This is a genomic window from Aeromonas salmonicida subsp. salmonicida (assembly GCF_001643305.1).
Classification (GTDB): Bacteria; Pseudomonadota; Gammaproteobacteria; order Enterobacterales; family Aeromonadaceae; genus Aeromonas; species Aeromonas salmonicida.
This window is the reverse complement of sequence record NZ_LSGW01000095.1, coordinates 1-20,264: the sequence shown is the minus strand read 5'-3', so window position 1 is coordinate 20,264 and position 20,264 is coordinate 1. Positions and strand designations below refer to the sequence as shown.

Below are 20,264 nucleotides of genomic sequence, written 5' to 3'. Positions count from 1 at the left end.
CCCTACCAGCGACACTGTTGGCGCAGGGGCTGCAGCGCCTCTTTCAAACCGCTGAGATCGACCCGGAACAAGGCGCCGTTGTCGGCCTTCACCTGCAGCTCGCGATGACCTATCCAGCGCTTGAGCTCCTCGATGGCGGGCAAGCCACGGCCATATTCCAGCAGCAGGCCCTGATCCCGGATAAACCAGCTCTGGGCGTTGCGGCTGGGCTGGCCATCCAGTTCAATCTGTACCCGCTCACCAACCCAGGGGGCATCAAGCCTTAACCGGATATGGGTAATGCTGTCGACACAGCCTATGGCCAGGGTCGCCCCGCGCAAGGCTGGGCGAGTGAGGGTTTCGCTGCCACGCCCCGCATCGCTTTGCAGCAGGAAGGGAGCACTCTCTGGCTTGCGGGCCTGCTCCTGTGCCCAGATGGCCTGCCAGGCGGCAGACTTGGAGGCACCGCCCTCGCTCGTCTGGGCGAGGCCATTGCCAATGGCGTCGTAGCAGGCCAGCCGGATCAGCGGCGATGGCTCGCGGCGACACGCCTGCAAGCTGGCCATGTCTTGTGGGGGTAATGCGCTGCCGGTCGCCAGCAACAGGGGCAAAAGGCCAAGGGCGCTCATCAGTTCACCTCCAGTTTCTGGCACTTGTGATCCAGGGTGCGCTTGGGAATATTCAGACTCTCGGCCACCAGCATGCGATTGCCCTGGAAGTAGCGCAGACGCGCCTCGATGACGGAAGCCTCGTACTGCTGCATGGCCCGGCGCAGATCCCGAATGTGGTTGTAATCATCCATGGAACCGGGCAACTCGACGCAGACCCGCTCGCGCAGCTCGGGGGGCAGCGCTTCCAGTACCACCTCTTCCCCCTGACGGGTGTGGGCACAGGCGACCTCCAGCAGATTACGCAGCTCGCGCACATTGCCGGGAAAGTCATAACTTTGCAGTTGCTTCAAGAACTTGCGCTGCAGCCCCGCCAGGGTCTTGCCATCCTGGGCGGCAAACTGGGCCATGAAGTGCTGGCACAGCAGGGGGATGTCATCCATGTGTTCCCGCAGGGGGGCGATGAGCAGCAGACACTGGCAGAGGCGGTGATAGAGATCGGCCCGGAACTGCCCCTCCTCCACATGGCGGGTGAGCGGCTGATGGGTCGCGGCGATGAGGCGAAAATCGGAGTGGCACTCCTGCTCGGCCCCGAGCGGCCGGTAACTGCGAGTCTCAAGCACCCGCAGCAGCTTGGCCTGCATGGCGGCGGGCATGTCGCCCACTTCATCCAGAAACAGGGTGCCGCCGTTGGCCTGGGCCACCAGCCCTGTCTTGTTAGACAGCGCGCCGGAGAAGGCCCCCTTCTGGTAACCGAACAGCTCGCTCTCGATGAGGTTCTCCGGAATGGCGGCGCAGTTGATGGCCACGAACGGCTTGGCGGCGCGATCCGAGCACTGGTGCACCAGCCGGGCGACCACCTCCTTGCCGCTGCCGGTCTCCCCCTGAATGAGCACGGTCAGCTTGTGCCGGCCCGCCAGGCTTATCTGCTCGCGCAGCCCGCGGATCACCGCCGACTGGCCGATCAATTGATCGCCCAGCAGCTTCTCATACTGGCGCTGGCGCTCTCCCTCCCCCTTCATCTGGCGCAAGGAGTCGCGCAGCACGCTCTGATCCCGGCGGCTAAGCCCCAGATCACGGATAAGGGTGAGCTGGTTGCAGAACACCTGTGACAACTGGGCAAGCTCAGGGCGGGCCGCCCACTCTTGCAGCACCTCACCGCTGTCCATCATGGCCAGCACGGCGAACGGCTTGCCGTTGCCATCATTGAGGGGAAAGGCATGCAGGCCGCACTGCTGGCCCAGATTGGCCAGCAGGGTGCGAAACGCGGCGTGTTCGATGCGGGCGCCGCCGTGCAGGGAGTCCCAAGTACGGGACTGGGCCTTGTGCAGCACATAGGCGAGCGGATGGGAAAAGTCATCCACCGCCAGCGCCAGCGACACCGCCTGCCCCTTGACCCAGCCGCTGCATTCGAGCTGACGGCCGCTCACATCCAGCATGCCCAGCAGTATCCCCTTGGGCTGAAAGCTGGCATTGAGGGTCGAGCTCCACCAATGACACAGGTGCTGCTCATCGCGCTGCTGGGTCAAGGCAAGGGCAAATGCGAGGGCTTGTTCCATGTTCAGCCCTCCACCTCGGCCACGAACTGGCGCTCGCTCACAGAGAAACGCACCCGCTTGATGGGCTCACCGGCCGAGAGGCGCTGCAGCAGTTGCAGGGAGACAGGCGGCAGCAGGGCACCGTCAATGACGGATTCCAGCATGCGGGCCCCGTTCTCGCTGCGATTGGCGCGGCGCAGTATCTCCTCCGCCACCTCGTCCTCCAGCACTACCTCGGCACCGAAACGCTCCTTGAGCAGCTTGACCAGTCGGTTGAGTTTGCCACCCACGATCTGCACTAGCGTGTCGTGACCCAGCGGTAGATAAGGGATCACTTCCATCCGTGCCAGCAGGGCCGGCTTGAAGAAGGCGGCCAGCTCCGGATACAGCGCATTGAGCAGATCGTCGGGCTGCTCGGCGTAATCGACTATGGTCTGGAAGCCGAGGTTGGAGGTGAGGAAGAAAACCACGTTCTTGCAGTCGATGATGCGCCCTTCCCCGTCGGCCAGCTCGCCCTTGTCGAACGCTTGATAGAAGAGGTTGAGCACGTCCGGATGGGCTTTTTCCACCTCGTCCAGCAGCACCACCGAATAGGGTTTCTGACGAATGGCTTCGGTCAGCACGCCCCCTTCGCCAAAGCCGACATAGCCGGGAGGCGAGCCGATCAGGCGGGAGACTGTGTGTTTTTCCTGATACTCGGACATGTTGATGGTGGTCAGATACTGGCGACCGCCAAACATCAGCTCGGCAATCTGCAACACAGTTTCAGTCTTGCCGACCCCGCTTGGCCCCACCAGCAGGAAGGCCCCCAGCGGACGGCCCGGGCGGCGCAAGTCGGCGCGGGCGGTCAGCAGGTGTTTGTGCAGATGGGCCACCGCCACATCCAGCCCCTTGATAAGCTCGCCCAAGTACTCCGGCAGCCGGGTTACCACATCCAGCTCCCCTTGCGAGATGCGATTGAGCGGCACCCCGGTCCACTCGGCGATCACGGCCGCCACCTGGGTTTTGTCGACATGGGCCGAGACCAGCACCTCACCCTGTTGCAGCTCGGCCAGCTCGCGCTCGAGCCCGGCAAGCTGCTCGGCAGCCGCTTGCGGATCCAGAGGCGCATCAGCGAGATCCAGCGCCTCTCTGGTCAGCATCTCATCCTGCTGATCGGCGAGCAGGGCGGCGCGCAGTTCAACAATCTGATGCACCAGCCCCTGTTGTTGCTGCCACTTGGCTTCCTGCTCGCGCAGGGCATCACGGCTGGTCTGCTGGGCAGACTGCAGCTCGGCCAGTCGCTCTGTGTTGTCACCCAGCCCGATCAGACTCTGGCGCTCCAGCTGGCGGATCTCCAGCTCACGCTGACGCAATGCGTTTTGCAGATGGCTGACGGCACGCGGCGGCGTAGTCAGGTTGATGGCCACCCGGGCACAGGCGGTATCGAGCACGTCGATCGCCTTGTCCGGCAACTGACGACCTGAAATATAACGGGCGGAAAGCTGGGTAGCGGCTTGCAGCGCCTCTTCGTCGATCAGCACACCATGGGCCTTTTCGTAGATGCTGCGCAGGCCGCGCAGGATCACGGTAGCCTCATCGGCATTGGGCTCGCCCACCTTCACCAGCTGGAAGCGGCGCGAGAGGGCGGCATCTTTCTCCACGTATTTCTTGTACTCACCCCAGGTGGTGGCGGCTATGGTACGCAGCTCGCCCCGGGCCAGCGCCGGCTTGATGAGGTTGGAGACATCCAGCCCACCGGCCTGATTGCCAGCCCCGATCAGGGTGTGGGCCTCATCGATAAAGAGGATGACAGGACGCACCGCCTCCTTGACCTCCTGCATTACCCCCTTGAAGCGCTTCTCGAACTCTCCCTTGACCGACGCACCGGCCTGCATGGCACCAAGGTCGAGCGTCATCAGCTCCACCTCGCGCAATTTTTCAGGCACCTGATCCGCCACGATGCGCAGGGCCAGCCCCTCGATCAGGGCGCTCTTGCCCACCCCGGCCTCCCCCACGACGATGGGGTTGTTTTTGCGACGCCGAGAGAGGATGTCGATCATCAGATCGATCTCGTGATCCCGGCAAAGCACGGGATCCAGGCTGCCCTGGCGTGCCTGCTCGGTCACGTTGATGGTAAAGCGGGCCAGCAGGCTGGCATCGGCTGGCAGGGCTGCCTGAGTCGAGGTGCCGTTTGTAGAAACAGTAACTTGGGTCTCGGCGGACTCTTTCACCCACTCATCAAACTGCTGTCGCAACAGCTCGCGGTTGACGTTGGCCAAGAGGCGCGTCACAGAGCCTGGCAGGTAACGCTGGGGGGTCATCAAGAGCACCAGCAGCATGACGCCACTGCGCAATTGGGCGTGCTGCAGCTCGGCGGAAGCCAGCAGCCAGCTGTCTTGCAACCACTCCACCAGGAGCGGCGAGAAGGAGGGGTAACCCTGGGCATAACCACTGTCTGCACCAGCAGGCTGGAGCAGGGTTTTGAGCTCGTCGACCCCGACGTCGGCCCGCTTGAGGATCTGGCGTACATCAGACAAGGGGGTATCCAGCATCTTGAGCAGCAGGTGCTCGATGCGGATCTCCGCCCCCTGATGGTTGACGCAGAGGGCCGCAGCCTCCTCCAGCATATGACGACAGATGGGGTTGAGTCTTTCCACCAGTACGGGTAGCTCTATACGAATCAAGGCGTGCTCTCCTCAGAATAATTATTTTAATAATTCGCCCAGTTGACGCAGTACGTCCTGGGTCTGGTTATTGAGTTGGTGATGATAGAGACCAAAGATAATGGCCAGGATCAGCGCGCCTCCCATGAACAGGCTGCGCAGGGAAATCTGCTTGCGCAGTCTGTAACGGGAAGCCTGACGACCGAGGTCGAGGTGAAAGACGCTGGGGGCTTCACCGCTTGTCTCGGGGGCCAGCTGCTTGTGCAACTGTTTGACGATACGCTCGAACTCGTCCCGCCCCTTGCTCATCACCTTGTAGCGCCCCTCGAAACCGAGACACAGGCACAGATAGATGAACTCCAGGATGTCGCGATAACGCACCGGGTCTTCCTGCAGACGGGCGAGCAGCACGAACACCTTCTCCCCGCCCCAGGTCTCGTTGTGGAAACGGGTCAGCAAGGAGTGTTCCGACCATTCGCTCTGGCTACCCCAGTCGCGACCCATGACGGCCTCGTCGATGAAGGTGCAGAGGATGTAGCGAAACGACAACACCACACCGTTCTCGTAACCCTGAGCCATCAGCTCCTGCTCTATGGCCTGGATCTCGGTCACCACCCGCTGATAGAGCTCCGGCACCCGGTCGTAGCTCGACAGCAGGCGCACCCGCTGTACCAGCCCCAGCAAGGGGGTCACCGCATCAATCATGGGGTTGATGCTCTGGCCGCGCAGGCGGAACCAGTAGTCCGAGTCCATGTCCAGCTGCTCGGCATGATCGAACAGCAGATCGCTGAGTTGCTCGTTCTTGATAATGTCCGTGGTCATCTCTGCTTGTTTCCTTGATGCGATCACTGGCTGCGAATGGCCCAAAGCTGCATGTCGAGCTCGGGGAAATCACCGGCAATGTGGAAGGCGAGCGTGTTGCTGACCGCCAGCATCTGCCAGGCCGGGCTTTGCCGATCGAGCTGGAAGTAGCTGTAACCGGCGTGATAGGGCAGCTGGCGCGGCGCCACCGGCAGCGGCAACAACGGAATGCCGGGCAGTTGCAGGCTGATGAGCTCGCGGATCTTGTCGCTGGACGCCACCTTGGTCTGTTGCAGCAGTTGCTTGCGCAGCTGCTCCTGGGGCATGCGGGCACGCACCGCCAGCACGAAGTCGGCGCTTTGCATCAGCTCGCTCTCGTTGACCATGGCCACCATGACGCCGTACTGGTGCTTGCGCAGCTGGATGGAGACAGCCCGCGGCGACAGCACTGTGCTCAGTGCCTGACGCAGGGCCAGCATCACAGGCTCGAAACTCACCTGCTGATCGTCGTGACGATAGGCAGGAAACTCGGGCGGCAGACGGGACTCATCGGTGAAGGTCATCAGCTCGCCACAGATCTGCACCAGGGCCTCGTGCAACCGTTCCGGATGCAGGGTGCCAAGACGCGCCAGATGTGAAAGCTGGGGCTGAGCGCGGTTGAGCAGTTGCAACATCATGAACTCGGCCACATCGGCGACCCCCTGCTGACCCGGCGCGGCGATACGCTGGGAGAGGCTGCGAGCCCGCTCGGCCACCAGCCCGGCCGACTCGCCGAGGAAGCGCTTGAGGGTTGGAATGGCAGAGACGCTGATGCTGCAGGGCATGAAGTTGGGATCCAGCACCAGACCACCGTCCGGACGCTTGTCCAGAATGCGAGCGATGGCGAGCGAGGCGTAGGCGCTGCGATCTTCGCGCTCCAGCATCAGCCGCAGGCTGACTCGCCCCACTTCCAGGGAGACAACATCTCCTCCTTCGCTGTGCAGATCGCGCACATCGTGGCGATGGGCCTGCAAGCGGGTCGCGACCTGACCGCCCTGATTGACTTCGTTGACCCCGTTCACCGAGAGCGGCAATGCCAGGTAAACCTTCTGGTTGGCGACCGAAGCGTCGGTAATTTCCAGGGGCGCCGGCAGCACATCGTCATTGGGAATATTGAAGACGGTGCCATCGGGCAGTATGCCGGTGGCACCTACCAGGGCGATACGGCCAAACCCCAGGTAGTCCTCGTTGATGGCCAGCGACTGCAAGCCATAGAAATAGTCGCTGAGCGCACTCAGTCTGGCGTGCAGCGCATACTCTGAATGTCTTTGTTGTTGCTGGAAGTGCTGGGGCTTGATGAAGAGCCCCTCACGCCAGATAACCCGATTTCGACTCGACATGGTTATTCTTCTTCTTTTTGCAGTTCTACTTCATCCAGACGCAGATGAACCAGGATTTGATAGGCTCGCCCCATGCTCTTCACCTTGATGACCTTGCGCCACTCGGCGCTGTCCGGATCGGCATAACGGGCAATCACGCCGATGTAGCGGGTCTTCTCATCGAGCTTGATGGGCGGCAGATACTTGAACTGGCCCGGCAGCAGTGTGTAGTCCTGATGATCCAGGTAGTTCTTGCCAAGGGCCTTCTCCACATCCTCGGTCACCTGGTCGTAATCAGTGGCAAGCAGCTTGGAGTCTTCGGCCAGCAACACCACCTGGAACTCGATGGGTGCCGCCTCCCCGCTCTCGTTGGGATTGACATCCCGCTCGGCCAGCAGGCTCAGCCCCAGGGTGGTGGCTTGTTCATCATTGCTGCCCACCTGGATATCCGGGTCCATGGCCACATCGGCCATCTTGCCCATGGTGGTACAGCCTGCCAGGGCCAGCAGACAGGCCCCCAGCATCAGCGCACGTATCATCAAATCAGTCCCTGTTGCTGACGCACGGCTTGGTCGTATGCCTGGGCATAGACCTGATGGAACAGCTTGTCGAACCCCTGCTGACGGGCAGAAGTGAGCTCGCGGTAGTAGTGCTGGTACATGTTCCAGGCCCAGCCTTCGTCGGCTACACCGGGGGCGCCGGTACGGCGGTAGTGCTCGAAACGGCCAATCAGTGCCTCTGGCGAGAAGGCTTGCAATATGCTGTCCAGCGCCGCGCCAATGGCCTGCTGGTTCGCCACATGATGAATGCGCACATTGCGCAGGCTCTCGGCCACGGCCGCCGGTGCCGTCAGGTGCACCGGACTCTTCTGCTCGGCAAACATCACCGCCAGGGTCTCGTCATAGTCGAGGCCAAGGCGCAGCGGGTTGTCTTCGATGGGACGCAGGTGCTTGTCTGCCAGCGCCGCCTGTTCGGTTTGCAACTGCAGCAGTCCTTCCACCATGGCGCGCACCGTTTTGCCCATCTCTTCGAGCATGTCGTGAGCCTGCTGGGTATCCTGCAACTGCAGGGACTGACCCAGGCCGCGCATCAAGGGGGTCAGCGCCACGTGATCCACCCCCTCCAGCGGAGGGTGGTAGTCGGGGTGATTCTCTATGGTGGGCATATCCAGAAATTCTTGGTTCATGGTGTTCTCGACAGCAGAAAAAGGGGCGAGGGATACGGCATCCATATCCGGTTGTGAACGCAGTGGTGACGGCTGGCGAGGATCCACCAGCGGGGTCAGCACCGAGCGTTCATGTTGCAGTGCCACGGCGAGGGCGCGTGGATCCTCCATGGCTTGACTGGTCTCCTCCCCGGCAAGCCACTCATCGAGCTGCTCGGAGGGCCGGTTGCCCAGCACCTGATGCAAGTTCTGCTCGGGGGAGATGGCCCCCAGATAGGCGCGCATCCGGAACGGACCGACGATCAGTTCGTCACCCTGCTCAAGGTGTACCTTGCGGGCCCGCCCTATGGGCGAGGTCGCGCCGTTGATGTAGGTCTGACCGCTCAGATCGCACAGGCAGAAACGGCCATCGTTCAACTCGATCCGGGCGTGGGCTGGCATGACCGAGCCCAACCTGTCACGCAATTGCCAATCATCCTGCTCTGAGGCACCCAGAGTGCCCCCCATCTCGTCGAAGCGGTACTGCACCTGCTGGCTGCCATCGAGCTGTTCGCTGTTGAGCACCACCAGGGAAAGTTGCTGATTAAAATCGTCCACATTCACTCCTGCACTGATTCCTACACCGAATTTCCTGCGTTTATTCCTGTACACAGATAGTCACAAACGGGTCGCTCGGCGGTTGGCCGAGAAAGGTACTCCACCCCAGGCGCGCGCTCTGCTCTTCCCCCAATCGCAACCCCCTGGCCTGCTCCTGGCCAAAGCCGAGTCGCAGATCCCAGGCCAATTGGTCGCGCAGGATGAAGGAGACAAAGGTCACCAGCGCATGGAAGTGTTCCCCGTTCGGGAGAAAACCGAGAAACTGGCCAAAACTCAGGTCATTGATCTTCAATAAAAACTTGCCCGCACAATCGTTCACCTTGTCACCGATGACGAAGTCGCCGCCCAACGTGGCGCAAGCACCGCCCAGCCGGTTTTGCTGATCCTGATGGATGGGTACCTTGCGCCACTGCCAGGCACTCACTTCCACATCCGCCAGATCGAAACAGTGCGCCACCAGACCGGCCACCACCTCGGGCGAGCGGCTGGGGCTGGGGCTGGCCAACATGCCTGCATAAGAGAGCATCTTGGCGCGATTGACCGGCAGGCTCTGGCAGACGGCATCATTGCCCAGCCCCACCAGGGCAAACATCAGGCGGGAGAAACCATCCTCGCCGTTGTCCTGAAAGCGCACGTGATAGCGATACTTGCGCCAGATCCTGTGCAGCAGCGTCAGCAGGCGGTGGTGAAAGAAGTCCAGAAACAACCCTAGCTTCTGCTCCCCTTGCGCGTACTCCCACGCCAACGAATCCAGGTAATAACCTGGCATGGGTGACTGGCTGCCGTGCAAACCCAGAAACGCCACTTCAAGCTCATGGCGACCCTTGCCATCGCGACCCACCTGCAATACATCACTGGTGGGAAAACCCAGAGACGCGGTCGCCTTGAAGCGGATATTTTCGTCACTCGGCAAATGGTCGAGGCCGCGCTCCTGATCGGCACCGTCCAGCCGGTTGAGCAGTTCAACCAGCTGGAAGAAATTGAAACGGGGCGCGTCCCTGGTGGAGGTCACATCAGGGAGTGCTGACCGATCTGGACTGGCCATTGATAGCGCTCCTTGTTGTCGAGATTGACCACCTCCAGCAGGTGGAAGGCATTGACGCTGGCATACAGGGAGAAAAAGTGAGCCAGCACGGTGCTGAAGAGATAAAGCTCCCCTTCGCTGCCAAAGGCGGATTGGCGAATGGAGAGTACCGACTTGAGCCCGCGCACCGGCATGCCGCGCACCAGCCTGTCCACCGGTTTGGTCTCGATCTCCTCAATCCCCGCCAGTCGCTTGCGCGATGCCTGTTCTGCCTGCTTGTCATGGAGTGCGGGGAAGTCATAGGTGCGCAGCACTTGCACCAGGGCATCCCGACGCAGCAGAGAGACATAGTTGAGCGACAGATTGGAGATGAGGGTCCAGTGCAGACTGCCATCCAGCGCCGGACGCAGCGGCCGGGTCGGCCGGATCAGGTTGCGAAAGGTGGCAAAGGAAGGCGAGCTGCCGGTGGGCACACAAATGCTGCCAGCCTTGAGACGGGCAGCTCGGGAGCGGTTGGTGCACGTCAGCGTGACCGAAATGGATTCGTCCAGCTCGACCGTGGTGGTCTCATCCCCGCGTACAAACGAGAGGTTGTGCTCGAAGCCATCCCCGCTGACCGACTCTTTGACCCGCACCCGGTAATAGAGTGCCAACCTGTGCTTGGCCCGTTCGATCTGGTGCTGAAAACTTTCAAACGGCTGGTAGATACGCGGCGTACCGCGGGAGCGACCCAGGTTGCCTTCCACCCAGCCCTCGACCTGATCCACCGAGAAGATTTCGAAACTGTCCGCATGGCGATAACTCGCCTTGAGAGGATATTCCGCCTGACGGCCATTGAGGTTGACCGGCTCACTGTCGTGCTGGAACAGGTTGATGGCCGGCACACAGTTGAGCATGAAGGAGTCGGGCCGGATCTTGAGCTCCGCAGGCAAGGGCCTGTCGAAACAGAAATGGAGCTTGAATTCGCTCACCGGCAAGGGTTGCTTCGGCCAGTCGCCGCCCGAGAGTTCAAAGAAGAGGAAGCTTTCCGGGAAGCAGAAATACTCCTGCAAGATCCGGTAGCCGGAATAGACATTGTTCGGATAGGGCAGGAGCGCGTCGTCGCGCTCGAAACCGACCGATTTCAGGGCCTTGGCTTCCTGGCGAAAGCGCTTGCCATCGATCTCCAGCTCTATGTGGGAGAGCTGGTTGGCGAGCCAGAAATAGAGCTCATAGGCGGTATAGCTATCGCCACCGAGGAAGAAACGCAGCTTGTCCAGCTGCAACTCGCAGAGCGGCAAGGGAGCATGCAGGGCAATATCCAGCGAGATGGTGGAGAGATCGTTACCACTTTGCGCCGAGATATGGCGGATATCTGCCGGATAGACCCAGGCATCGTGACAGGTCTGAAAGTGACAGGTCACCTCGTCGATGGGCAGGCTGTCGAGCTGACACCCCTGCTTGACCAGCGCCGGTTGAGCGATGGCACCCGGAATAACCGAAAACTGCATTATGGTCATGCTGGGTACGGGGCGCAGATAGTTGGGCCAGAGCATATTGAGCAGACCATGGGTCAGCTCGGGAAACTCATCCTCGATCTTGGCGCGCAGATTGCCGGTGAGAAACGCGAAGCCTTCCAGCAGGCGCTCCACATCCGGATCGGTATTTTGCTCCGACAGGAAACGGGTGAGCTCGGGATAGGTATCGGCAAATTCGCGCCCTTGCAGGCGCAAAAAAGCCAATTCATCCCTGAAGTAATGTTCCAGCGACATTGATCAGACCATGCGGTAGTGACGGTGACTGTCCATATGGACGTTGAACGAGGTGACCTGCTCGATATGCTCCAGCCTCACGTGGGCCGTCACCTGAAACGACATCTCAAGCGGACTCGCCTGATAGTCGGGTGACGGTACATCCACATGAATGATCCGAGGTTCATAACGACGGATGCACTGCCGGATCGCCTCACGGATCCGCCCCTTGATATCCGCACTGCCCTGAGTAGCATCATTGAGATCGATGACGCCAAGATCAGGGGCACTGCGGCAATTACCGGGACGGGTATTGAGAATCTGGTCAAGCTGCCGTTTGACAGAATCGACCAGTTCATCAACTTCCGAACAGGGGGAAGAGCTCAGCCCCTCCCCCCGGATACGATCAAACAGACTGGCCGCATTTCCTCTATCCCAGGAAGAGAGATACGGCATCGGGCATTATTCCTTGTCCAGTCGACCTACCAGAGACAACTCGAAGCTGGCTCCCATGTACTTGAAGTGCGGACGCACAGCCATGGCAACCTGGTACCAACCCGGCTCCCCTTCCACGTCCAGCACCTTGATCTGGGCGGCGCGCAATGGGCGACGGCTGCGAACGTCTGCCGGCGGATTCTCTTGGTCAGCAACGTACTGCTTGATCCAGCCGTTCAGTTCACGCTCAAGATCCTGACGCTCCTTCCTGGAGCCGATCTGCTCGCGCTGCAGCACTTTGATGTAGTGCGCAAGGCGGTTGATGATGAACATGTAGGGCAGCTGGGTACCCAGCTTGTAGTTGGTCTCCGCCTCTTTGCCTTCCTTGGTATTGGGGAACACCTTGGGTTTTTGCACCGAGTTGGCGGAGAAGAAGGCTGCATTGTCGCTGTCTTTACGCATGGTCAGGGTAATGAAGCCCTCTTCTGACAGCTCATATTCGCGACGGTCGGTGATGAGCACTTCGGTCGGTATCTTGGCCTGCAGCTGCCCCATGGCCTCGTAGACATGTACCGGCAGATCGTAGATGGCACCACCGCTCTGCGGACCGATAATATTCGGGCACCAGCGATACTTGGCAAAGCTGTCAGTCAGGGAGGTACCCATCAGATACGCGGTATTACCCCACAGGTAGTGGTCGTGATCCGAGCTGATGTCTTCCTGAGTAGTTGAAGCCTTTGATGGGATTCTCGGTTGGATCATATGGCAGACGGGCCAAGAAACGCGGTGCGGTCAGCCCCAGATAGCGAGCATCTTCCGATTCACGCAGCGAACGCCACTTGGTGTAGGACGGCCCTTCGAACACCGACTTGAGATCCTTGATGGACGGCAGGTCGGTAAAGCTGTCGACCCCAAAGAAGGCCGGTGCAACAGAGGAGATGAAAGGAGCGGGGGCCATTGCCCCCACTGCACTGACATACTGCATCAACTTGATGTCGGGTGAGCTGTGGGTAAAGGCATAATCACCGATCACGGCACCGACGGGCTGGCCACCGAACTGGCCATAACCAGTGGAATATACGTGCTTGTAGAGGCCGGACTGGGTGATCTCGGGGGAGAACTCGAAATCTTCCAGCAACTCTTCCTTGGTCGCATGCAGTACCTGGATCTTGATGTTTTCACGAAAATCGGTGCGATCCACCAGCAACTTGAGTGAACGCCAGGAAGATTCCATCTCCTGCAATTCTTTGGCGTGCAGGATGACGTCCATTTGTTTGCTCAGCTTCTTGTCGAGTTCGACAATCATGCTATCTACCAGCGCCTTATTGACCGGCTCCGCACTGGTTCCGTTGTCCAAAATGTTGGCAATAAGGGCGGCAACGCCTTGCTTGGCAACACTGTAACCCTCATCGACCGGGCTGATACGGGCCTGTGCCATGATTTCGTCCAGCAAGGACGAGGAGGCTACACTCGCCCCCGCTTGAACCTGTTCTTCGACCAAAGACATGTTTTTTCCTTTCTCGTCAATCAATCCAACCTACCGATCACTCGGCAGGCTTAATCAAATCCAGCTCCTTGAGCAGTTGCTCACGAGCCTCATCACTGGACAGCAGGTCCTGCAAACGATTGCGGAAGGAGGGAATATTTCCCAGCGGTCCCTTCAGGGCAACCAAGGCCTCACGCAGTTCCAGCAGCTTGCGCAGCTCGGGTACCTGCTGGGCCACGCTGTCAGGTGTGAAGTCTTCCAGAGACTGGATCTTGATCGAAACCGGCATCTCGTCCTGGCTGTTCTCCTCCAGGCGATTGGGAACGGAAAACTTCAGTTCCAGTGCGGATTCTTTCATGACAGAAGAGAAATTATTCTTGTCGATGGAGACGGTCTGACGTTCCTCGATAGGCGTTTCTTCAGTACGCCCCTTCATATTTCCGACGACCATCATGGTCAACGGAAGCTCTATTTCCGCCTGCTGACCACCCGTTGCCGGTACATATTTGATATTGATACGTTCTTTGGGCGCAACAGTGGCACCATCAATTCCTTTTCCCATGCTCTAAATACCAAGTTAAGGGTCAACAAAGACCCTAAAGCTTATAGCCAACGCCCTTACCAGCAACTGTAAGAAATGACAGTTGACAGTACCATCGGGAGACCTGACGGAGAGTTCGTCAGCCGACGATGCACTTTTGATACATATAAAGCTAAAGCTCTAATAATCAAAAACGCAGTATGCATCTTGTTATCTATACAACCCGATCATGCCTCTACTCTTTGTCAGAGGTCATATTGGCTTAAGAGCCATTTTCGCCGCATGGTATATGCGAGCATTACAGCAAGTCAATCAACTCTTTATTGAAGACATATTGAAAAATAAAAAACAATTAAAAAACAATTAGTTGCACAGTAACGCTGACTGTTAACCACTCATAAAGATATATGTTTTATAAAGTAAGCTTAAAAATCAATCAAGTCACCCTCTACTATTTTCCGAAAAGACCATTTTATTATCACCTACCCTTGTCATTAACACATTAACGACAGAATCAGACGCATAAAAAGAAGAAATTGTGTAACAAAAAATGATATTTTGAACAAAAAAACTTCATCATATTGAAAAGTGTAGAGGTTAATGAACATTGACTTGTTGAAAACAATGTTAGCCGAAACCATGCCGCATACGTTGTTTGTTTATGCAAAAATGTATTATAAAATCATGGGGGATCTATTTCTTATTGTTAACTAACTCTCCAACACTATTAGTGTTACAAACCAGTACTGCGCCAGTTTCTGACCGGTACTCTTCTCTTTTTATGTCATCCCCCTTTTCCTGCTCGTAACGCAGCCAGACTTGGTACTGAGCGTCACGATTACCCTGCTCGGCCGTTTTTTCCAGCCATTTGATGGCCTCTGTATCGGCACCGGACTGCTTGGCATACCATTGCCCCAGGATCAGTTGCGCTTGGGCATGATCCTGTTTGGCCGCCTGTTCGAACCAATCGAGACACTCGCTGACCAATTTGCCTTTATAGTGGAGCTGGCAATCCATCCCCAGCTGATAACTGGCCTCACGATTACCCAGTTTGGCCGCACGTTGCCACCAGTCATTGGCCAACGTTGGGCTCTTCGGCTCACCCATACCAGCGACCCACCTGCAACGCCGCTTCACCACGAATATCGCTATCCGCCGCCAAGGGGCCAGATTGCTGCGCCGCCTGCTTCATCCAGCGTATCGCCTCGGGATAATCAGGCTTGGCCGCCAAACGCTTGGCCAGTTCATACTGGGCTTTGCCATGGCCCTGCTGGGCAGTTTTAGATAGCTCGGACTCAGTGACTGACGTAGTTGTGGTATAAACGGCATTGTTTCCCAAATCGATGCTGCTGAGTGGAACTAATTGAAGGGGCGGTGCTCTGATCTCCACCATCCCCTTCAAGTCTGCATCATGGGCAAGTCGCTTAACCCCATCACCAACTGGTCTCAATACAACAGGTCTCTCATTAACCGTGGCTCACTCACCTTCTGGATTGATGCCGAGGCCATGAACAACTGGTTTCACTATGACCATCACGGGCGACGGGGCCGCAGCCAGCTCTACACCGACCAGACCATCTCTACCTTCCTGATGCTCAGGGGGATTTTCAGCCTCACTCTGCGAGCGACTCAGGGCTACTCGACTCCTTGTTCAAGTTGATGAATGTGCCGCTGCGCTGTATGAACCGAACTATAGCTGTCAGCAAGCGAGTCCGCACGATGAAAGTGGCCTATCGGCAGCCCTCCAAGGGGTATATCACCGACATGGTTATCGATTCGACTGGTCTTCAGGTATTTGGTGAAGGCGAATGGAAACACGGCGCCGAAAAGCGGCAAGTGTGGCGCAAGTTGTATCTGGCGATGCCAGCACACTCTCTCCTCATCCGCCCGTCCGCTCGGTCTCTTACCTGCCGTAAGCCCATCGAAAGGGTTACAGCTGCAATAGTCCAGCGCCACGCACCAACGGAAAAACTGTTTCAGGGCAGCCAGATAATCGGTCTTAGTTTTGAAACTGGTGTCGCTCTTGCGCAGCAAGATGTTGCGGTACTCCTACGCCAAGGTTGGTGTCACCTCATCGGCTTTGACCCCTTTGGCCCAGGTGACGAAGGCGTTGATCCGAAGCTGGAGCTTGCCCACCGACTTGTGCTGGATCCCCTCACTGGTTTTAGTCTCGATGAATCTCGCCAGTGCGTGGGTGAGCGTGATCCCACTGCTGGGGCAAGCTGAAGCATCAACAGAAGGTTCACGAGGTGCGGAAGGTGTTTGAGGAAGGATGAACCCCGCTGCTTTGAAAGCGTCTAGATCGGCGCGGATCCAGCGATAGAAACTGCGGGGGCAGTATCGGCAGGGGTAGCCGCGATAAGTGCGCGAGTTCGAGCTGCCACAGCCAGATTTTGATCTACGGCGAGCTGACGATCTTTGGCGCAAAGGGAAGTACGGATAGCGAAGGGCAAGCCACGGTCACGTAATGACTTAGGCAGCGGGAGACGAGTGTAGTAGGTGCCGGAGGCATTTTTACTCAGATACATGATTGTTCCACCCAGTTGATCCAGGAAAAATCACGTAAGTCTAGAAATGAAAAAACCCGTTGAAAATCAACGGGTTATATTTGGCGGTGAGGGAGGGATTCGAACCCTCGATACGTTGCCGTATACACACTTTCCAGGCGTGCTCCTTCAGCCACTCGGACACCTCACCAAATTTTTACTTCTTTGAAGTGGCTTTCGGAGTACACTACGCATGCTTTCTTGCCGACTTCGTCGGTGGGCAGCCTTGCAGACACCGCACCAGAATTTCTCTCACATTTTCAGGTGCCTGAGTTACACCATCGCTTGCGGGCCATGCCGCAGCAACGGGGCGTAATCTAATGGATGCATTGTGTTGGGGTCAATGCAATTTTTGCGGTTTTCAATCTGTTTGCTCAAGAAACGAGCCAACTGCGCAAAATCTTTCCACCTCTGCATCCCATACCATCAACTGGCGGCCTGTTCGTGACTCTGCTCGCCTTTCAATGCCTCTTCCAGAGAGCCATAAAACTCCAACTGACCCGGCACAGGGCGCACTTTGGCACGCGCCAATGTCTTCAACGGCTGAAACTGCAACTCGGCTACCCGCAGCTCCACTCCGGCCTTGGTCATCTGCTTTTCAAACTGCAGGAAAGCAGAGAGTCCCCCGGCATCCAGGATGGAGACAGCCTCCATCTGCAATACCAGCAGCTTGTGCCCCTGAACCTGAGCCACCAGCTCGCCAAAGACACGCTCTGCTGCCGCAAAAAACAGCGGGCCGTTGATCTTGTAAAGCAAGGCATTCGCCGGTACTTCGTCGGCATAGCGCTTGTGATCGGCCAAATCGTGCAGCTTGGTCATCTTGGCAATTTCACGCATGAACAACAGCGACGCCAGGATCACCCCGAAGGTAATGGCAATGACCATGTCGAATATGACGGTCAGCGACAAACACACCACCAGCACCAACACATCGGATTTGGGGGCGCGGCGCACTAGCTCTACCACCTTGTGTGCCTCACTCATGTTCCAGGCCACGATCAGCAACAGCGCGGCCATGGCCGAGAGCGGCAACCAGGAGAGCCAGGGTGCCAGCACCAGAATGGCGGCCAGTACCACAAGCGCATGCACTATGCTGGAAACCGGCGAGGTGGCACCTGCCCGTACGTTGGCGGCGGAACGGGCAATGGCCGCCGTTGCCGTGATACCACCGAAGAAAGGCGCCAATATGTTGCCCAACCCCTGCCCCACCAGCTCGGCATTGGAGCTGTGTTTGCGACCCGTCATGCCATCGAGCACCACGGCGCAGAGCAGCGACTCAATGGCCCCCAGCATGGCCATGGAAAACGCAGCCGGCAGCAAGCGCTCGATGGCCGCCAGGTTCCATTCGACCAGTGAACCATCCGGCCCCGGCAGTGCCCAGGGCATTACCAGAGTCGGCGCTATGGGCGGGATCCCCATGCCTTGTGTCCCATCGGCCAGGGTATAACTGAACTTGCTGCCAATGGTGGCCACATCGACACCAAAGTAGTGCAGACCAAACCCCAGCCCCACACCCACCAGCACGGCGGGCAAGTGACCGGGCACCGGCAAGCGCAGCCGTGGCCAGAGCAATAACACGGCCAGGGTAGCAATCCCGACCAACGTGTCACCCCATTGCCAGCTTGGCAGGGCATGTACCAGCGCCTCTACTTTGCCTATGTAATTTTCCGGCATATCGGGCACCTGGAGCCCGAAGAAGTCCTTGATCTGCAAGGTGGCTATCACGATGGCGATCCCGCCGGTAAAACCTAGGGTCACTGACGGCGGAATGTATTCAATCAGGCGCCCAAGTCGGGCCATCCCCATGGCGACCAGAAAGAAGCCCGAGATCAGGGTCGCCATCAGCAGGCCACCGACCCCGAATTGCTGGGCCACCGGGTAGAGGATCACCACGAAGGCGGCGGTCGGCCCCGACACGGAGAAACGGGATCCACCGGTCACGGCAATGACGATACCTGCGATGATGGCGGTATAGAGACCATGTTGCGGTGGCACGCCGCTGGCAATCGCCAGTGCCATGGCCAGCGGAATGGCGATGATGCCGACCGTGACGCCGGCGATCAGGTCACGGCCAAAGCGAGGGATGCTATAGGGTTCATCAATACAGGATTGGCGTAAAGCAATGGCCAGCTTCACGCTTTGCAAGGGAGCTTGGTTGTGCATGTATGTCGTAATACCAGAAGAGGGAGATAAAGGCCGGATTGAACCGGCGCCCGATCATCATCAAGGGCCGGCAGAACTGTCGACACGGCGATGGTATCCGGGGCAACCATACTCCAGCCGAGGAAATATTTCGATGGGCAGGATCAATGAATGACCATTACACCGCAAAATAGCGGTTTGTTGCTGGCATATCGCCGATTTTTATCACCATTACGCAGATTTTTCACTTCGCCTGCTAACCAAATGCACACAACCCGCGACAGACATTTGTCTCCCATCAGGGCGGTTTATGAGGCATGGGTCCTCCCATTCACCCACCCCATTTTTATTGAACGGGCAGGGATGGTTGGCCATCACTGAGCATCCAGAACGCAATCGGCCACCAGCGCAAAAATTGATAACGTGGCCACCAGAGGCCAATCTCAAGCTGCTGATTGTGCTGAAAATAGTCCACAATGACCAAGTTTTGGACAAACAGGGCGAAATTCCATTTTTTGCGCCGGATCGCGGGTTGACACCCGGTCGACAGGCTATTAATATCCGCACCGTCTCAACGAGACAGGCAATTCCTCCTTAGTTCAGTCGGTAGAACGGCGGACTGTTAATCCGTATGTCACTGGTTCAAGTCCAGTAGGAGGAGCCAATTCCCTCGTAGTTCAGTCGGTAGAACGGCGGACTGTTAATCCGTATGTCACTGGTTCAAGTCCTGTCGAGGGAGCCAAATTTCAAAGCCCAGTCTCAGGACTGGGCTTTTTAATGTCTGTCGTTTGCTTGTTACCAGACGATCCAGTAAGCCCTCATTGCATGCCCCCACATTACTCTCGCAGTGAACAAGCAACACTACCTGTTTTCTCTCGACTCAAACCCGACTAACGCAGGCTCCGGTCCCTATCCGGTCAACTCAGCCGGTGAATAGGTCACGATCTAGCCCGAACCAGAAGTCATCCCCTTCCCTGACGCAAATACCTCCAGACACCCCCTCCGGTCACAGCTTCCGGTCTTTCTGCTGGGAGACCATGGGGATGCTCAGACCGGAACTGGTGGCACTGACGTAGAGATAACACAGATTGAAAGATGGAGACGCTCACCAGGGACGAGGGACGAGGAATGGTTCTTGGTGCAAACCGGAGCAAGTCTGGGGGATATCCGGTCGCTTGGGGCTGTGGCTGAGTTTGCCAGGAGTTGTGCAAAGTCACGTCGATGCCGACGAGGTGGCGGGGCATCACGCCGACGCGACCGTCGGCAACTTTCACAAGAAATATTTACCGCCCCTCTTGTCTTTGATGCTTGGCTTGTAAGCCTCAAAGGCATGGAGCTAATGTATGCCCTGCCTTGCGAGTAATAGAGCGTCTCGTGTGAGCGATCCAGTTTGACGAAATCTGCAATCGCTGTTTTGATACTCCGAAACTTGTGATTATTCCTTTATATTGTCCAATATTAGTTCAAACCTAAATAGCTGTTCCGAATAGTAGTTTACCGGAGGAAGGGAACTCAGTCCAGTTTGTGCGATCCCATTAGTCGCCAAACAAAACAAGCCACACCCAAAGGACTGAGTTGATGCCTACCCTCCCACCCCTGCCACGACCACAACTGCGCCGCATTCACAAAATCATCCATGCCACCCGTGATAAAGGACATGCTCGTCGCT

General features: G+C 57.9%; 12 protein-coding genes, 3 tRNA genes and 3 pseudogenes. 3 read left to right on the top strand and 15 right to left on the bottom strand.

All coding sequences use genetic code 11. The features are described 5' to 3' along the window. Positions 1 to 2: 2 nt before the first annotated feature. The 13 genes and pseudogenes from vasI to AXW79_RS17780 all read right to left on the bottom strand — a co-directional run. Positions 3 to 608 carry a type VI secretion system-associated protein VasI gene (vasI, locus tag AXW79_RS17840; protein ID WP_005310708.1) on the bottom strand — a complete coding sequence of 202 codons (606 nt, stop codon included), beginning with the start codon at positions 606 to 608 and terminating at the stop codon, positions 3 to 5. After that, positions 608 to 2,146 (bottom strand): sigma-54 interaction domain-containing protein, encoded by a 1,539-nt coding sequence (locus tag AXW79_RS17835; protein ID WP_005310706.1) that lies wholly within the window; start codon positions 2,144 to 2,146, stop codon positions 608 to 610. The genes vasI and AXW79_RS17835 overlap by 1 nt, the downstream gene beginning before the upstream one ends. 2 nt (positions 2,147 to 2,148) lie before the next feature. Further along, positions 2,149 to 4,791, bottom strand: a complete 2,643-nt coding sequence (gene tssH / locus AXW79_RS17830; protein ID WP_005310704.1) for a type VI secretion system ATPase TssH — start codon at positions 4,789 to 4,791, stop codon at positions 2,149 to 2,151. A 21-nt stretch (positions 4,792 to 4,812) separates the two neighbouring features. Then, entirely contained in the window at positions 4,813 to 5,592 is a 780-nt protein-coding gene (icmH, locus tag AXW79_RS17825; RefSeq protein WP_005310702.1) for a type IVB secretion system protein IcmH/DotU, read from the bottom strand. Between the two features lie 23 nt (positions 5,593 to 5,615). After that, entirely contained in the window at positions 5,616 to 6,950 is a 1,335-nt protein-coding gene (tssK, locus tag AXW79_RS17820; protein ID WP_005310700.1) for a type VI secretion system baseplate subunit TssK, read from the bottom strand. A gap of 2 nt (positions 6,951 to 6,952) precedes the next feature. Further along, positions 6,953 to 7,468 carry a type VI secretion system lipoprotein TssJ gene (gene tssJ / locus AXW79_RS17815; RefSeq protein WP_005310697.1) on the bottom strand — a complete coding sequence of 172 codons (516 nt, stop codon included), beginning with the start codon at positions 7,466 to 7,468 and terminating at the stop codon, positions 6,953 to 6,955. Further along, positions 7,468 to 8,691 carry a type VI secretion system-associated FHA domain protein TagH gene (tagH, locus tag AXW79_RS17810; RefSeq protein WP_005310695.1) on the bottom strand — a complete coding sequence of 408 codons (1,224 nt, stop codon included), beginning with the start codon at positions 8,689 to 8,691 and terminating at the stop codon, positions 7,468 to 7,470. The genes tssJ and tagH overlap by 1 nt, the downstream gene beginning before the upstream one ends. Positions 8,692 to 8,731: 40 nt before the next feature. Then, positions 8,732 to 9,736, bottom strand: a complete 1,005-nt coding sequence (gene tssG / locus AXW79_RS17805) for a type VI secretion system baseplate subunit TssG (RefSeq protein WP_005310693.1) — start codon at positions 9,734 to 9,736, stop codon at positions 8,732 to 8,734. After that, a complete protein-coding gene (tssF, locus tag AXW79_RS17800) occupies positions 9,700 to 11,466 on the bottom strand; it encodes a type VI secretion system baseplate subunit TssF (RefSeq protein WP_005310691.1) in 1,767 nt (588 codons plus the stop codon). Before tssF ends, tssG begins: the two co-directional genes overlap by 37 nt. A gap of 3 nt (positions 11,467 to 11,469) precedes the next feature. Further along, positions 11,470 to 11,901, bottom strand: coding sequence for a type VI secretion system baseplate subunit TssE (gene tssE / locus AXW79_RS17795; RefSeq protein WP_011898822.1), 432 nt, complete (start codon positions 11,899 to 11,901; stop codon positions 11,470 to 11,472). Between the two features lie 6 nt (positions 11,902 to 11,907). Further along, positions 11,908 to 13,387: pseudogene (tssC, locus tag AXW79_RS17790) on the bottom strand (type VI secretion system contractile sheath large subunit). A 37-nt stretch (positions 13,388 to 13,424) separates the two neighbouring features. Then, positions 13,425 to 13,928 (bottom strand): type VI secretion system contractile sheath small subunit, encoded by a 504-nt coding sequence (tssB, locus tag AXW79_RS17785; protein WP_005310687.1) that lies wholly within the window; start codon positions 13,926 to 13,928, stop codon positions 13,425 to 13,427. A gap of 768 nt (positions 13,929 to 14,696) precedes the next feature. After that, positions 14,697 to 15,246: pseudogene (locus AXW79_RS17780) on the bottom strand (tetratricopeptide repeat protein); the annotation flags it as partial. Between the two features lie 72 nt (positions 15,247 to 15,318). On the opposite strand from AXW79_RS17780, the pseudogene AXW79_RS17775 reads away from it, so the two are divergent. Continuing rightward, positions 15,319 to 15,770: pseudogene (locus AXW79_RS17775) on the top strand (transposase); the annotation flags it as partial. A gap of 746 nt (positions 15,771 to 16,516) precedes the next feature. On the opposite strand, the gene AXW79_RS17770 reads toward AXW79_RS17775, so the two are convergent. After that, positions 16,517 to 16,604 (bottom strand) — tRNA-Ser (locus tag AXW79_RS17770). 275 nt (positions 16,605 to 16,879) lie between these two features. Beyond that, the gene (dauA, locus tag AXW79_RS17765; protein WP_005310683.1) at positions 16,880 to 18,616 is read right to left on the bottom strand and encodes a C4-dicarboxylic acid transporter DauA; all 1,737 of its coding nucleotides are present in this window, start codon (positions 18,614 to 18,616) and stop codon (positions 16,880 to 16,882) included. 567 nt (positions 18,617 to 19,183) lie between these two features. On the opposite strand from dauA, the gene AXW79_RS17760 reads away from it, so the two are divergent. Continuing rightward, positions 19,184 to 19,259: transfer RNA gene (locus AXW79_RS17760), tRNA-Asn, on the top strand. Positions 19,260 to 19,261: 2 nt separating this feature from the next. Further along, positions 19,262 to 19,337, top strand: a tRNA-Asn gene (locus tag AXW79_RS17755). The last annotated feature ends 927 nt before the right edge of the window (positions 19,338 to 20,264 follow it).

Excerpts from the sequence above, each read along its gene's own strand:
- vasI (WP_005310708.1), bottom strand. The coding sequence starts at position 608 with ATGAGCGCCCTTGGCCTTTTGCCCCTGTTGCTGGCGACCGGCAGCGCA.
- AXW79_RS17835 (WP_005310706.1), bottom strand. The coding sequence starts at position 2,146 with ATGGAACAAGCCCTCGCATTTGCCCTTGCCTTGACCCAGCAGCGCGAT.
- icmH (WP_005310702.1), bottom strand. The coding sequence starts at position 5,592 with ATGACCACGGACATTATCAAGAACGAGCAACTCAGCGATCTGCTGTTC.
- tssK (WP_005310700.1), bottom strand. The coding sequence starts at position 6,950 with ATGTCGAGTCGAAATCGGGTTATCTGGCGTGAGGGGCTCTTCATCAAG.
- tssJ (WP_005310697.1), bottom strand. The coding sequence starts at position 7,468 with ATGATACGTGCGCTGATGCTGGGGGCCTGTCTGCTGGCCCTGGCAGGC.
- tssG (WP_005310693.1), bottom strand. The coding sequence starts at position 9,736 with ATGGCCAGTCCAGATCGGTCAGCACTCCCTGATGTGACCTCCACCAGG.
- tssF (WP_005310691.1), bottom strand. The coding sequence starts at position 11,466 with ATGTCGCTGGAACATTACTTCAGGGATGAATTGGCTTTTTTGCGCCTG.
- tssE (WP_011898822.1), bottom strand. The coding sequence starts at position 11,901 with ATGCCGTATCTCTCTTCCTGGGATAGAGGAAATGCGGCCAGTCTGTTT.
- tssB (WP_005310687.1), bottom strand. The coding sequence starts at position 13,928 with ATGGGAAAAGGAATTGATGGTGCCACTGTTGCGCCCAAAGAACGTATC.
- dauA (WP_005310683.1), bottom strand. The coding sequence starts at position 18,616 with ATGCACAACCAAGCTCCCTTGCAAAGCGTGAAGCTGGCCATTGCTTTA.